Here is a 13,279-nt window from a genome sequence, read left to right as displayed (position 1 = left end):
ACTTTGTCGCGTTGCCCGCGCCTACGGCGTTCCCAGTTCGGCGCGGATCTGCGGGAGCACTTTGGTGCCGAGCAGTTCGATACCGCGCAGGAAGTCACGTTGGGGCATACCACCGACGTCCATCTGCAGGATCTGGCGGGTGTGGCCAAGCAACCCGTGCAGATGCAGGATCCGGTCGGCGATCTCGTTCGGGTCGCCGACGAAGACCATGCCGCCGGCTCCCAAGGCCGCGGCGCGGTCGGTGCGCGCCGGGACGGGGCGACCGAGTTCGGCGGCACCGTCGGCCATCATCCGGTGCTCGTAGTCCAGATAGGTAGCCCGCGCCCGGTCCCCGGACTCGGCGACGAACCCGTGCACGGCCACGGCGATATCGGCCTTCTCGGCAGGGTGCCCGGCCTGGGCCCAGGCGTCGCGGTAGACGTGCCCGTACCGCGCCCAGTACTCGGGGGTGCCGCCCAGGATGCCCAGGAACATCGGCAGCCCCAATTCGGCGGCGCGGTGGACCGAGTTCGGGCTGCCGCCGGTGCCTAGCCAGATCTTCAGCGGCTCCTCGGGCCGCGGGACGATGGTGAGGTCCCGCAGCGGCCGATTCCGGTGCGGGCCATCAAAGGTGGGGCTCTCGTCGGTGTTGACGGCCATGAGCAGGGCGAGCTTGGAGGCGTAGAGCATGTCATAGTCGCGCTCGTCGTAGTCGAAGAGCGGGAACGTGATCGTCGAGGACCCGCGTCCGGCGACCAGCTCGATGCGTCCGGGGGCCAGGGCCGAGGCGGTGGCCAGCTGCTGGAACACCCGGATCGGATCGTCGGTCGACAGGACGGTGACCGCGGTGCTCAGCTTGATCCGGTTCGTGGACGCGGCGGCGGCGTTGATCACGGCGGTGGGCGAGGACAGCGGCATGGCGCGCAGGTGGTGCTCGCCCACCCCGAAGAAGTCCAGGGTGAATTCGAGGGGTCGTTGCAACACCCCTTCAGAGACGGGGTGTTGCAACGACCTCTAGAACTCAAGCTCCCTGAAGGGGGTTTGTTCAGGAGTGGGGCCTCGGCCTCCTCAGTGACCCGCCCACGACCAAGGCTTCCGCAAGGGTCTCATGGGTCGGCAGGCAAGCGTGCATGCCCGTGATGTCCAGGACCTTTCGGGTCTGGGGGCTGGGGGCGGCCAGCCTGAAGTCGATGCCCAGCCGGTCGGCCTGGGACTGTCCTGCCACCAGGAGGGCGATGCCGGCCGCACCGAAGAAGGTGACGTCGGACAGGTCCACAGCCACCAGGCCCGCTCCGGGACGGAGAGCTTCGAACAGGCGCTTTCGGAGCTGCGGGACGGTGTACAGGTCCACCTCGCCCGACAGTCTGACGACCGTGGGGGTCGGCTCCACACCTCTGGGCCGGTTCGAGGTGCGGTGACTATGCCTCTGTGATGAGGCCGGGCCCAAATTCCGGGCGCCCGCGGCGTAGAGGGTGCCTCCCTCCGACTCCCAGTCCGTCTCGGGAGATGACAGAGGAGGACGGGGGGCCAGGCTCGCGGTGTCCATGATCTGTGCGGCCTGGTCGGTGTTCGTCGTCTGTGCGGCGATCTCCATGGCCGAGTGGGCCACAAAGTCGTTCACACCGGGAGGCACCACGAGCAATCTCGTGCGCGCTCCAGTACTCCCGATGGCGACGAGCAGGTCGGAGGGGGTTGAAAGCGACCAGGAGAGTCTGATCGCGCGCCCGGCGACCTCCAGGAGTTCAGGTCGGCTCCTCCAACCGGTCGCACTAAGTTCAAGCCTTTGGACGGTTCCCCGGTACTCGTCGAGTGCGAGGACCAGACCTGGCAACTCCGCGACGGGGTTCCCGGATCGGGGCCACCATCCTCCGTCGAGCACGCTGCTGTGGCCCGGAACCGGGTGCAGGCGCAGTCGGGGAACCGATGGGGGTGTGGCGGAAACGGCGGGCGGATATGAAGTGAAGCGTGGCATGGGTCAGTGCGTCCGTAACTCCGGGAAGCCGTGCCCTGGACACACTTCCAGGCGAGAGATGGATGGGCGATCTTCCTGCTGTTTTTACAGGAAATGGGGAACCCGCCTTCGGATAGGGGACAGGACCGCGTGCCTGCCGCTGATTCGGCAGAAGCCGACGACGGAGGCGATCCCTCCACCCACCGGGTTTCCCGGCACCACCATGTCGGGTGCCGGCGGCTCCGCAGAGCCACTTCTGTCCTCCCCCACGGTATGCCGGCAAAGGCCATGGCAGGGCCACGGAAGGTGCAAGTTTCGAGGGGCGGGTTTCCAGAAGACGCCCCTGCGACGGTGAGGGCACGTGCAGCGGCCGCGCCGAGGTTGGCCTCCAGCGAACTATGGACAGGCCGCGTGTTCGATCGAGGCGACGGGCAGCCCTGTCGGTTTGGGAGTCAGAGGTTGCCGCCTCCGGCCGGGGAGAGCGGTACCACAGGAAACCGGACCGATCCCCGAAGGCCGATCCCTCTGGGAGTCTCTTCCAATACCCGGGCGCGGTCGGCAGAGTGTCCGACACCGCTTCCCGGCACGTCGCCTCGTGCCGGCAGCGCTACACGGTGGGCGCCGAGGAACCCGCCACCGCCGTCCCCGCGGATCGGCCGGCACCACGACCCGGCCGAGCCGGACGACGAAGCCGGGGGACGGTGAGGTCGGTGGGCGCCCTGACGCATCGGCACCGGTCGCACCCGCCACTCCTGCCCCTGGGACTCCCGCAGACCCGAGTCGAAGGGGCCTCCTCCCAGGACAGGAGCCGAAGGACGGTCCTGAACCCGGAAACGGGGGCGCCCGTCGTGGGGCGCGGGGTCAGGAGAAGGGAGAGGCCGCCGAGGACAGGACCTCGCGCAGCAGCCCGCCGAACTCCTCGGGCCACTTGGCGTAACCGACGTGCCCGCCCGGGAACTCCACCAGGTCCCGAGACAGGTGCTCGGCGAGGACGACGGCCGGGCGGCGCACGATCTGCGCGCGCGAATCGCGTCCGCCGGCCACCACGACGCGATCCGCCACGGGGGCGAGCGCCGCCAGGTCGGGGGTGAAGCGGACAAAGGGGTGGATCACGTGGGCCAGGAAGAAGGCCGTGTTGTCCCGCGCCTCGGGCAGCACCGGCGCGGGGCGCCCCCCGAAGACCGCGCCGAGCCGCTCCAGCGCCGCCGCGGCCCCCTCGTTCTGGAAGGCCGCGCGGACGGTGTCGAGGAAGGCCAGATGCTCCTCGGCGTCGGGAAGCAGTCGGAACGCGGGCGGTTCGTGGACGACGAGCGCCGCGATCCGCTCCGGGTATCGGGCGGCGAAATGCAGCGCGACGAGCCCGCCCGAGCAACTGCCGAACACCCGGACCGCGGCACCGGACGGATCCAGGTGGTCGAGCAGGCGGCGGACGTCGTCGGAGTGTTCCTCGACGCGCTGGTCGACCAACGGTCCCCGCAGCGGACTGCGTGAGTTGCCGCGCGGATCGAAGGAGACGACCCGGTGATCGGCGGCGAGGACGGCCGCGAGCCGTTCGAAGATGACCGCGTCCGAGTTGGCGCCCGCGATCAGGAGGAGGAGCGGGCCCCGGCCACGCGTCTCATAGTGCAGCGTCGCCCCGGGCACCGCCAGCGCGCCGGTCTCTACCCCGTCCATGCTCCTCCAGAACACGATCGATGTCGTGACAGATCGCCCTTTTGTTGTTACCCAAGGTAGTCGACCTGTGTAACATGCGTGATGGAAACGGCGGAGAACGTGCATCTCGCCTCAGCGTCCATCCTCATCGGAGGAGTGATCGACATGGCGGACGAGACCGCCACCGGGCCACGCCTCCTCCTGAACGCCGAACCGTTCGGGTTCGGACCCGCGGCGGCGACGGCGATCCTCGCCGGGGAACTGTCCCCCTTCTGCGCGGGGCTGGGTTATTTCGGCGGCGGCCACACCCTCGACCTGCAACACAGTCCCCCCTACGACACCATCCACGCGACAACGGGCCTGCCCGACGGGCAACGGCTGTCCCTCCTGCGCCGGCTGGCGCCCCACTACGACCTGTTCGTCACGGCCATGGATTTCGAGATGGCCGCGCTGGCCCGGCGCGCGGGCCTGGACGTGGCGGTCTACGACGCGCTCGCCTGGTACTGGCCCGCCGTCCCGCCGGTGGCCTTCGAGGCGGTGCTGTACCTCGCGCAGGACTTCTTCGGAGTCCGGGAACGGATCGCGGCGGAACCCGGACTGGAGGGGCGCGCCGTCGTCGTCCCCCCGCTCATCCCACCGCGACGCGCCCGAACGGCCGGCGACCACGTCCTGGTCAACCTGGGGGCCTGCAAAACCCGTTCTGGCGGCCGGCAGACGCGGTCGCCTACGCGCGCCTCATGGTGGCGACGGTCCGCGCGGCGCACCCCGCAGGGCCACCCCTGATCGTGACGGCGAGCCAGGATGTCGCCGCCGCGCTCGACGATCCCGCGGTCGCCACCTACGACCACGAGACCGTGCTCGACCTCATGAGCGGTGCCGTCTACGCCTGCATGACCCCTGGGCTGGGCAACATCTACGACGCCGCGGCGACCGATGTGCCCACCCTGTGGCTGCCGCCGGTCAACGACACCCACCCCCGCCAGGTGGGCCTGCTCCGCGACCACGGCTGCTGTGACGCGCACCTGGATTGGGCGCACATCGGCCACCCCGTCGACTACGACGCCCCGATCCCCGACATCCTGGCGGCGGTCACCCGTGTGGTGCGCCAGGTTTCGAAGCGGCGGTGCGCCAGGGACCTGTTGACGGCGCGGCTGAGGGCGCTCGCGGACGGCCTGGGACCTGCTCCCGGGAGGGCTCGGAAGCTGACCGACCGGTTCGGTCAGGACGGCACACGCCACGCCGCCACCGCGCTGCTGGGGTGCGCCGGAGGCGGGCAGAGCGGTCGGTCTCCGTCGCCCACGTGATGGCGGAACCGGACCGGCCCCAGGGGAGGACCGGCCGGCCTCCCGGTGAGCGAGGGGCGGATCCCGTTCCCGAAGGATGGCCCGTCAGGGCGGGCGGGGCCGAGACAACGTCCCTTGGACGGCGCCGTTTTGGCCGGGCGGCGTCGACCAAGGGCGGCGAGACGCCGAAGGCCACGCCGAGAACACCCGCCCCAAGGGCGTAGGGACCGGGATCGGGCCGGCCTGGCCGGGTGAGACCGGGCAGATTCGCGCGGCCGGGGGCGAGGGCACCGGTCGCCGGCGCCGACATGCTCACCGGTCGGTCCCGGCGCACCGAGGACGCACCCACATCAGCGCGGGATGACAGAGGTGTGAGGATGCGGCGGCCGGGCTCCGGGTGACCTCCTCCCCTCACCGGCTCCCTACGCGACACGGCCGGCGGGACCCCGGGTGGTGACCGCGGGGATGGGCGGGCACGGCCGCCGTCTTCCCCGGCCTCCGCCGGAAGGAGAGGCCGCCTCCGCCAAAGGTCGTAGATCGAGTGTGGACCTCGGCGAGATGTGCCGGAAGTGCCCTCCCCGGCAGGGTGGTGAGCACACCACCGGATGCCACACACGGGCAGGCCCCGAGCATCCGGTACGACCACAGACAGGAGAGGTCTCGTGACCGCCCCCGCCCCACCCCGCGTCAGCACCCCGCCCGATCGGCGACCACGAGTGTTCCCGGGGGGCCTGGCCGCCATCGTCGCCACCGGTGTGCTCGCCACCGGCTGCGCCGTCCCGGCGACCGACACGGTCGCACCCCCGCCGACCCCCTCCGGCGCCACCGCGGACCTCACCCGAGAGGACCTGGAGACCTGGCTGGACGGGCTGGTTCCGGCCGCCCTGGACCAGACGGGGATTCCGGGAGCGGCGGTCAGTGTCGTCCACGATGGAGAACTCCTCACCGCGCGCGGTTACGGCTACGCCGACACCGGCGCGGACGGGTCCGAACCGGTCCCGGTCGATCCACAGGAGACGCTCTTCCGGGTCGGGTCGGTCTCCAAGCTGTTCACCGCCACCGCGGTGATGCGGCTCGTCGAGGAGGGCCGGGTCGACCTCGACGCCGACGTCCACGAGTACATCGACTTCACCGTGCCGACCTCCTTCGACGAGCCCGTGACCCTCCGTCACCTGCTGACCCACACCCCCGGTTTCGAAGAGCGGGTCGCCGGGATGATTCTCCCCCCAGACGCCGAGGACGACCTGCGCGCGCACCTGGTCACCGACCCCCCGGAGCAGGTGTTCCCACCCGGTACGGTCCCCGCCTACTCCAACTACGGCAACGCCCTCGCCGGGTACGTCGTCGAGCGGGTCAGCGGCGTCCCGTTCGAGGAATACGTCCAGGAGAACGTGCTCGAACCGCTGGGCATGGACTCCTCCACCTTCGCCCAGCCCCTGCCCGACGGCCTCGCGCAGCGCGTCGCCGAGGGCTACACCGTCGACACCGCCGCGGCCGGCCCCTTCGAGGTCGTCGCGGGCGCCCCCGCGGGGTCGCTGACCGCCTCGGCGACCGACATGGCCCACTTCATGCTCGCCCACCTGGGGCAGGCGGACCGGCCCCTGCTGGAGCCCCAGACGCTCGATCTCATGCACGCGCCGGGGCTGGACGAGGAGACCCTGGGAACGCTGGCCCAGGGACCGCGCATGGCCCTGGGCTTCTTCGAGGAGGACCGCAACGGGCGGCGCATCCTCGGGCACGGTGGGGACACCCAGTACTTCCACTCCCACCTGCAGATCTACCCGGACGAGGGCACCGGCGTCTTCGTGGCCCTCAACGGCGGCGGCCACGGGGGGATCGAGAGCCTCCGGCTGCGCGAGGAGATCCTGTTCGGCTTCGCCGACCGTTACTTCCCCGCCGAAGACGCCCCCGCATCCAAGGCCGAGCCGACGGCGGTCGAACACGCCGCCATGGCCGAGGGCGTCTATGAGAGCTCGCGGTCGATGTACAGCACCTTCCTGTCCGTCCTGGGCGTGGCCGGCGGACAGACCCGGGTCATCGCCCGCGAGGACGGCACGATCCTGGTCACCCCGGGACCCGAGACCATGGAGCCCACGGTCTATGAGGAGGTCGAGCCGTGGGTGTGGCGCGAGGTCGGCGGTCAGCGCCTGCTGGCGATGCGCGTGGCCGGTGACCAGGTGGAGGCGATCGGTTTCGGCTCGGCCTTCACCCTGCTGCCCGTCGACACCGTGCGCACGGCGTCCCTGGCGCTCCCGGTGGTCGCCGTCTCCGTCGCGATCCTGCTCGCCGCCGCGCTGTCATGGCCTCTCGGCGCGCTGATGCGCCGCGGACGGTCCCTGCCGGCCCCCCAGCCGGCCGGGCGTCCGGCCCGGATCCTGGCCCGGGCGGGCGTGGCCTGCGCCCTGGCCGCGCTCGCGGGCTGGACCGTGGTCGTCAGCCTGGTCATGGGTTTCCAGGAGGTGCCCAAGGGAGTCCTGTACGCCCTGCTGGGCGCCCAGTGGGCCGGCGTCGCCGCCATCATCCCGGCCGCCGTGGCGCTGGTCGGCGACATCCGCCGCCGCGCGGGTTGGCGGCGCTGCCTGGGCGGCCTGCTCGTGTTGTCGGCGCTGATCGGCGTGGCCGGGTTCGCCGCCCTCTTCGGCCTGCTCTCCCCGGACATGTCCTACTGATCCGTCACGACTGGGCCGGTGGGCGGACTCCCACCGGTCCACTCCTCTCACGGCGTTACGCTCGCAATCCAGCACAGATCAAGGAATCGGTGGACGCGATGACCGAGAGCAGCCCTTCTACCGGCGCCCCCGGGGACATCCTCGGATCCGGCGGCGCGGCCGGGCCACCGTGGACGGGCGCCTTCGACGCGACGCTCAACCGTCTGGGATTGCGCTCCGCGCTCGCCCGCGACTGCCTTCTCGCGGTGGTCATGGCGGTGGCCTCCGGCGTTCTGCTCCGGTTGGCGATGGACTTCCTGGGAAGCGCGGAGGGCATCGAGATCCCCTCCTCCGCCGCGACCGCGGTCACCGTCGCGGCCTGCGCGCAGTCGTTGATGCTGTGCGTCCGGCGCAGCAACCCGGTCCTGTGCCTGGCCGCCACCGCGCTCGCCCAGGTGGCGATCGCGGCGTTCCTGCCGCCTCATGTGGCGGCGCAGGGCGTCGCGCCGCTCATCGCCGCCTACACCTGCGGGATCCTCGTGCCGCAGAACCGGTTGGTGCGGCTGCTCGCCGCCGTCATCCTCCTGCACACCGCCCTCGCGACGCTGGTGACCGGCACACTGTCGGATCCGGCCCTGGGGCTGGAGGCCCTCCCGTCCGTCCGGCCCTCGACTTCGGGGGAGTACCTGGTATTGGCCGCGGGGCTGCTGGTGTCGACCGTGCCCGTCTACGCGGGGCCGGCGTTCCTGGGGGCCTACGCGGGAACCCGGCGACGCTACACGGACCTGCTCCGCGCCCGCGCGGTCGACGCGATCCAAAGGCAGCACGAGAGGGCCGAGGCCGCGATCAAGGCCGAACGGACGCGCATGGCGCGCGAACTCCACGACATCGCGGCCCACCACCTGTCCGGCATGGTGGTGCAGGCGGCCGCCGCGGAACGCCTCATCGGCCGCGACGACCAGGCGGCCCGCGAGGCGACGGCGTGGGTGCGCGCGCAGGGACGGAGAACGCTCGACAGCCTGCGCCTGGTCGTGGGCGCCCTGCGCGATCCCGGGGAGGACCCCGCCCCGGCCGGCACCGACCTCATGCACAGCGGGGACCCGAGCGCCAGGGGCGCTCCCGTCCCCGGGGCCGGCGAGGTGGAGACGCTGGTGCGCATCGAACGCGAACTGGGCGCCCAGATCTCCTTCGGACGTGAGGGAGCGGTCTACCCGCTTCCCCCCGTCGCCGACGTCACGGTCTACCGTGTGGCCCAGGAGGCGCTGTCCAACGCGCGCGAGCACGCGGCGGGCGCCGAGGTGCGCCTGCTCCTGCACTACGGCACCTCACGCCTGGTCCTCCAGGTCGACAACGAGGAGGGCGCCGGCAGGGCGGAGCGGACCGGGCAGACCGCAGGGGCCCCGCGGGGGCTGGGACTGCTCGGCATGAGGGAACGGGCCCACCTGGTCGGCGCGACGTTGGAGACGGGACCGATGGACGGGGGCGGGTGGCGGGTGAGGCTGTCCCTGCCCGTTGACAGGGAGATCTCCGCGGCCGCGGGCCGGGAGGCGGCTGAGGGGAGCGGCGTGTGATCCGGGTGCTTTTAGTGGACGACCAGTCCGTCGTCCGGGCGGGCTTTCGCGTCATCCTCAACCTCGCAGAGGACATCGAGGTCGTCGGAGAGTGCGGTGACGGCCCCACGGCCGTCACCCTCGCCGCGCGTCTCCGACCGGACGTGATCTGCATGGACGTGCGCATGCCCGGCGGTGACGGACTGTCGGCCACCCGGCGGATCCTGGAATCCTCCTCCGAGCCGCCCGCCATCCTCATCGTGACCACCTTCGACCTGGACGAGTACGTCTTCGGCGCGTTGGAGGCAGGGGCGAGCGGATTCGTCCTCAAGGACACCGAGCCCGACGAGCTGATCGACGCCGTGCGCAGGCTCGCCAGGGGGTACGGGCTGGTGGACCAGGCCGTGACCCGACGGGTGATGGCGGAGTTCGCGCGCCGCAGGCCGGCCGCGCGCCCCCGCCCCGAGGCCCTGGACCTGCTGACCGCGCGCGAGGCCGACATCGTCCGGCTCCTCGCCCAGGGCATGTCCAACGCCGAGATCGGCCGGGCACTGTTCATCGAGGCGAGCACGGTCAAGTCCCACCTGGGGCGGGCCATGGCCAAGATCGGCACCCGCGACCGCGTACAGACCGTGGTCTGGGCGTACCGGAACGGCGTGGCCGAGGTCTAGGCCGCCCCTGTCGCGGTAGGGGCGGCCGGGGCAGTGTCGGGCATCATGATCCGATGGACTCGGATCCGCCACTGCCGCGTGAGGTCAAGGTCATCGATGCGGCGTCGCTGCTCGGCCTGGAGGAACAGGCACACGACCTCGACCTCAACCAGCGGTTGGACCCCGCCTGGGTGAGGGCCCACGCGGCGCCCGACGGGGCCCACTACCTGTGGCCCGCCCTGTGGAACACCGCCTACCACCGGCCGGACCTCCCGCGTCAGTTGAGGTGCGAGCTGCTGCTCTCGCTGCGTACGGGAGGGTACGTGATGAGCCTGCTCGACATGCTCCCCGACGCCTTCGCCCCGCTACCGCGGGTGACCTCGCGTGAAGAGGGGATGCGGGTCAGCGGACTGTTGGACCGCGTCCCCTCGGTCAGGGAGTGGTCGTTGCGCGCGGAGGAGAGGGCCGGGGAGGAGGGGTGAGGCGCGAGCGGTACCCGGTTCTCCCCACCGCCGTGGAGGAGAGACCGGCGCCCAACGCGAACGCCCCGTCGAGGCGCGGTTTATTCAGGAGCGTCCGGCAGAGCGATGGGGTACAGTCACACACGTCCTTGTCGTCTCCGATAGAGGTGGACGTTGCGCATCTGAGGTTCGCGATCACCGCGCGGTACGGCGCCGGCCGTATCCCCGCCACGACGTAGCAGGCTTCTCAGTCTCCCGTGGCCCGCGTGGACGCAACCTCGGTGCATGAGCCGTCCTTCTTCCCGGAGGGTCTCCTCCGCCTTACGGCCGACCACCGCGTGGTGCTCGCACACGAAGTCACCTGACTCACTTCGAACGCGAGGATCACCATGACAGAGTCCACCACGTCCGGCGTGACCGTCTCCTGCTCCGACCTGTCCTTCCAATGGTCGGACGGCACCCCCGTCCTCGACGGGCTGTCCCTGACCGTCGGCCGGGGCCGTACCGGCCTCATCGGGGCCAACGGCACGGGCAAGTCCACCCTGTTGCGCCTGCTCGCCGGACGGCTACGCCCCTCCCGGGGGTCGGTGACCGTGACCGGCGCGATCGCCTACCTGCCCCAGGACATCACCTTGGACACGGAGCTGCGAGTCGACCAGGCCCTCGGCATCGCCGAACGGCGCGCGGCCCTGCGCGCCATCGAGTCCGGCGACGTGGCCGAGCAGCACTTCGAGACCGTCGGCGACGATTGGGACGTCGAGGAGCGCGCCCAGGCCACGCTGGGTTCGCTCGGACTCGGCGGTCTCGACCTGGACCGCACCGTGGGCCGGATGTCAGGAGGGGAGACCGTCCTGCTGCGCCTGGCGGCGCTGCTCCTGCAACGCCCCGACGTCCTGCTGCTCGACGAGCCCACCAACAACCTCGACCTGTTCGCTCGGCGCAGGCTCTACGACGCCGTCGACTCCTGGCGTTCCGGCGTCATGATCATCGTCAGCCACGACCGTGACCTGCTGGAACGGGTGGACCGTATCGCCGAGCTGCGGGCGGGGACGGTGAACTGGTATGGGGGCGGCTGGTCCGCCTACGAGGAGGCCGTCGCCACCCAGCAGGAGGCGGCCGAGCGCATGCTGCGCGCCGCCGAAGCCGACGTCCGCCGTCAAAGGCGGGAACTGGAGGAGACCCAGACCAAACTGGCCCGCCGCCAGCGGCACAGCAAGAAGATGGACGTCCAACGGCGGGTGCCCAGGATCGTCGCCGGCGCGCGCAAGCGTTCGGCGCAGGAGTCGGCGGGCAAACTGCGCGGCCTCCATGAGGAACGTCTCACCGAGGCCCGCGAGCGACGGGAGGAGGCCGCCGACGCGATCCGCGACGACGCCGAGATCAAGGTGAGCCTTCCCCGCACCGAGGTGCCCGCGGGGCGGACCGTCCTGACCGTTCGCGGGCTGAGCCTGCCCCACGCCCGGTTGCGTGACGCCGACCTCGACGTTCGAGGCCCCGAGCGCATCGCCCTGGTCGGGCGCAACGGGGCCGGGAAGACCACGCTGCTGCGGACCATCGCCGGGGAGCTCGCCCCCGTGGCCGGCTCGGCCGAGACGTTCGTGCCGACCCGGTTCCTGCCCCAGCGTCTGAACGTGCTGGACGAGGGGTCGAGCATCGCGCACAACGTGGCGCGTATGGCCCCGGACGCCACCGACAACCACGTCCGCGCCCAGCTCGCGCGCTTCCTGTTCCGGGGCGCGCGTGCCGAACAGCCCGTGGGCACCCTCTCAGGGGGCGAGCGCTTCCGCGCCACCCTCGCGGCACTGCTGCTGGCCACCCCGGCCCCCCAGCTGCTGATGCTGGACGAGCCCACCAACAACCTCGACCTGGCCAGCATGCGCCAGCTGACCGGGGCGTTGGAGTCCTACGAGGGGGCGCTGCTGATCGCCGGCCACGATCTGGCCTTCCTCGAATCGGTGGGGGTCTCCCGGTGGCTGTTCCTGGGGGAGGAGCTCCAGGAGACCGACGCGGAGCAGGTGCGCGGGCTGCTCCAGGGGGTGGACGCCGACTGATCCGAAAAGAGGGGCGCGGGGCGCCGTGGCCGGGGAACGCCGCCACGCGCGGGATCCTCGCCGCCGTCCGGTCGCGGCGGGTTCGAGGACGCCACGGCGGGGGCGGCCGAACGCGTGGCCGCGGTGTCCTCCGCCCGGACTCCGACGGCGGCCCGTCCCGAGCCCTGCGTGATCGGGCGCGGGACGGGCCGAACGATCCCCGGCCGCCTCCTCTCGCCGCGGTCCGCCCCGGGGCCGGCGCGCGCCCGTCCCGGATGGGGACGGGAGGATGACGACGTGATCCGGGCAGACCGCGACCAGGGGAGGCGCCCCGCGGATACGCCTCGGGAGGCACCGCGTCCGTCGTCGGCGTGGATGGCCGGCGGCCGGGGCGGGCCTTCCGAGGGGTCAGTCCCGCCCGGCAGGCCGGCGCCGCCTCCCTCCCGGGGGAAGGAGGCCGGGTCCACCGACAGCTCGGCCGCTCGGGGCCTGATGGGGCAGGGCCGGATCCAGGCCGCCCGGACGCTTGGCGCGGCCGTCCCGGTCAGGTCCGGGCCCGCCCGGGAACCGTGGGCGTGGCGGCCCGGCCACAGGACACCCCGGTCACGGGAGTCGGCGGGCGCGCAGGACCGTGTCGCGCATGGTCACCTCGCGGCCGTAGGGGTCGGTGATCGTTCGAGGCCGGGCCTCGGCGACGACGACGATCTCCCATTTACTGGAGGGCGGGCCGGCCGCCACCTCCTCGGGGGTGAAGCGCGCGTGCGCCACCGCGGCGTGTGAGATGCCCGTCCGAGGATGTGCGGGATGGTGGCCGGCGATGAGCAACGTGCCGCCCGGGGCGACCACCGCCGCCAACCCGCGGAACAGGGAGTCGCGCGACGTCGCCGGGTGCACGTAGTGCGAGGAGACGAGGTCGAGGCGCTCCTCGGGCGGGGTCCACTCCGCCAGGCCGGCCCGCGCCCAGTCGATCCGTCCCGCGACGTCGTCCCCCTGGACCGCGACGCGTTCGCGCGCGACGCAACGCGGCGTCGGCGATGTCCACCGCCGTCACCCTCCAGCCGCGCGTGGCCGGCC

Annotated in this window: 11 protein-coding genes; 7 read left to right on the top strand and 4 right to left on the bottom strand. The window is 71.9% G+C overall.

Annotated elements, in window-relative coordinates; translation table 11 throughout:
- Window positions 1-21: 21 nt before the first annotated feature.
- The 3 genes from ACYVHU_RS12200 to ACYVHU_RS12190 all read right to left on the bottom strand — a co-directional run bounded on the left by ACYVHU_RS12200 (window position 22) and on the right by ACYVHU_RS12190 (window position 3,604).
- Complete coding sequence (locus ACYVHU_RS12200; protein WP_200813576.1) at window positions 22-960, bottom strand: LLM class flavin-dependent oxidoreductase; 939 nt, start codon at window positions 958-960, stop codon at window positions 22-24.
- 64 nt (window positions 961-1,024) lie between these two features.
- Window positions 1,025-1,951, bottom strand: coding sequence for an STAS domain-containing protein (locus ACYVHU_RS12195; protein WP_432940636.1), 927 nt, complete (start codon window positions 1,949-1,951; stop codon window positions 1,025-1,027).
- An 840-nt stretch (window positions 1,952-2,791) separates the two neighbouring features.
- Window positions 2,792-3,604 (bottom strand): alpha/beta fold hydrolase, encoded by an 813-nt coding sequence (locus ACYVHU_RS12190; RefSeq protein WP_078761117.1) that lies wholly within the window; start codon window positions 3,602-3,604, stop codon window positions 2,792-2,794.
- Window positions 3,605-3,748: 144 nt separating this feature from the next.
- Between ACYVHU_RS12190 and ACYVHU_RS12185 the strand changes: the two genes are divergently transcribed.
- From ACYVHU_RS12185 to ACYVHU_RS12155, 7 genes are all read left to right on the top strand, one after another.
- Window positions 3,749-4,366: a hypothetical protein gene (locus ACYVHU_RS12185; RefSeq protein ID WP_078761118.1), complete on the top strand. Its 618-nt coding sequence runs from the start codon at window positions 3,749-3,751 to the stop codon at window positions 4,364-4,366.
- Between the two features lie 2 nt (window positions 4,367-4,368).
- Window positions 4,369-4,887, top strand: a complete 519-nt coding sequence (locus ACYVHU_RS12180) for a hypothetical protein (RefSeq protein WP_144390035.1) — start codon at window positions 4,369-4,371, stop codon at window positions 4,885-4,887.
- 641 nt (window positions 4,888-5,528) lie between these two features.
- Window positions 5,529-7,535, top strand: coding sequence for a serine hydrolase domain-containing protein (locus ACYVHU_RS12175; RefSeq protein ID WP_235000868.1), 2,007 nt, complete (start codon window positions 5,529-5,531; stop codon window positions 7,533-7,535).
- A 98-nt stretch (window positions 7,536-7,633) separates the two neighbouring features.
- Window positions 7,634-9,085: a sensor histidine kinase gene (locus ACYVHU_RS12170; RefSeq protein WP_498948410.1), complete on the top strand. Its 1,452-nt coding sequence runs from the start codon at window positions 7,634-7,636 to the stop codon at window positions 9,083-9,085.
- Entirely contained in the window at window positions 9,082-9,735 is a 654-nt protein-coding gene (locus tag ACYVHU_RS12165; protein WP_432940628.1) for a response regulator, read from the top strand. Before ACYVHU_RS12170 ends, ACYVHU_RS12165 begins: the two co-directional genes overlap by 4 nt.
- 53 nt (window positions 9,736-9,788) lie before the next feature.
- Window positions 9,789-10,196: a hypothetical protein gene (locus ACYVHU_RS12160; protein ID WP_078761123.1), complete on the top strand. Its 408-nt coding sequence runs from the start codon at window positions 9,789-9,791 to the stop codon at window positions 10,194-10,196.
- A gap of 368 nt (window positions 10,197-10,564) precedes the next feature.
- The gene (locus ACYVHU_RS12155) at window positions 10,565-12,226 is read left to right on the top strand and encodes an ATP-binding cassette domain-containing protein (RefSeq protein ID WP_498948407.1); all 1,662 of its coding nucleotides are present in this window, start codon (window positions 10,565-10,567) and stop codon (window positions 12,224-12,226) included.
- Between the two features lie 582 nt (window positions 12,227-12,808).
- Here the strand turns inward: ACYVHU_RS12155 and ACYVHU_RS12150 are convergent.
- Window positions 12,809-13,099, bottom strand: coding sequence for a hypothetical protein (locus ACYVHU_RS12150; protein ID WP_432940624.1), 291 nt, complete (start codon window positions 13,097-13,099; stop codon window positions 12,809-12,811).
- Window positions 13,100-13,279: the final 180 nt, after the last annotated feature.

The organism is Marinactinospora endophytica (assembly GCF_054780875.1).
The sequence above is the reverse complement of the archived record's forward strand: the minus strand, read 5'-3'. Positions and strand labels throughout refer to the sequence as shown.

Coding starts and splice junctions, on each gene's coding strand:
- ACYVHU_RS12155 (WP_498948407.1), top strand. CDS start 10,565: ATGACAGAGTCCACCACGTCCGGCGTGACCGTCTCCTGCTCCGACCTG.
- ACYVHU_RS12170 (WP_498948410.1), top strand. CDS start 7,634: ATGACCGAGAGCAGCCCTTCTACCGGCGCCCCCGGGGACATCCTCGGA.
- ACYVHU_RS12190 (WP_078761117.1), bottom strand. CDS start 3,604: ATGGACGGGGTAGAGACCGGCGCGCTGGCGGTGCCCGGGGCGACGCTG.
- ACYVHU_RS12195 (WP_432940636.1), bottom strand. CDS start 1,951: ATGCCACGCTTCACTTCATATCCGCCCGCCGTTTCCGCCACACCCCCA.
- ACYVHU_RS12160 (WP_078761123.1), top strand. CDS start 9,789: ATGGACTCGGATCCGCCACTGCCGCGTGAGGTCAAGGTCATCGATGCG.
- ACYVHU_RS12185 (WP_078761118.1), top strand. CDS start 3,749: ATGGCGGACGAGACCGCCACCGGGCCACGCCTCCTCCTGAACGCCGAA.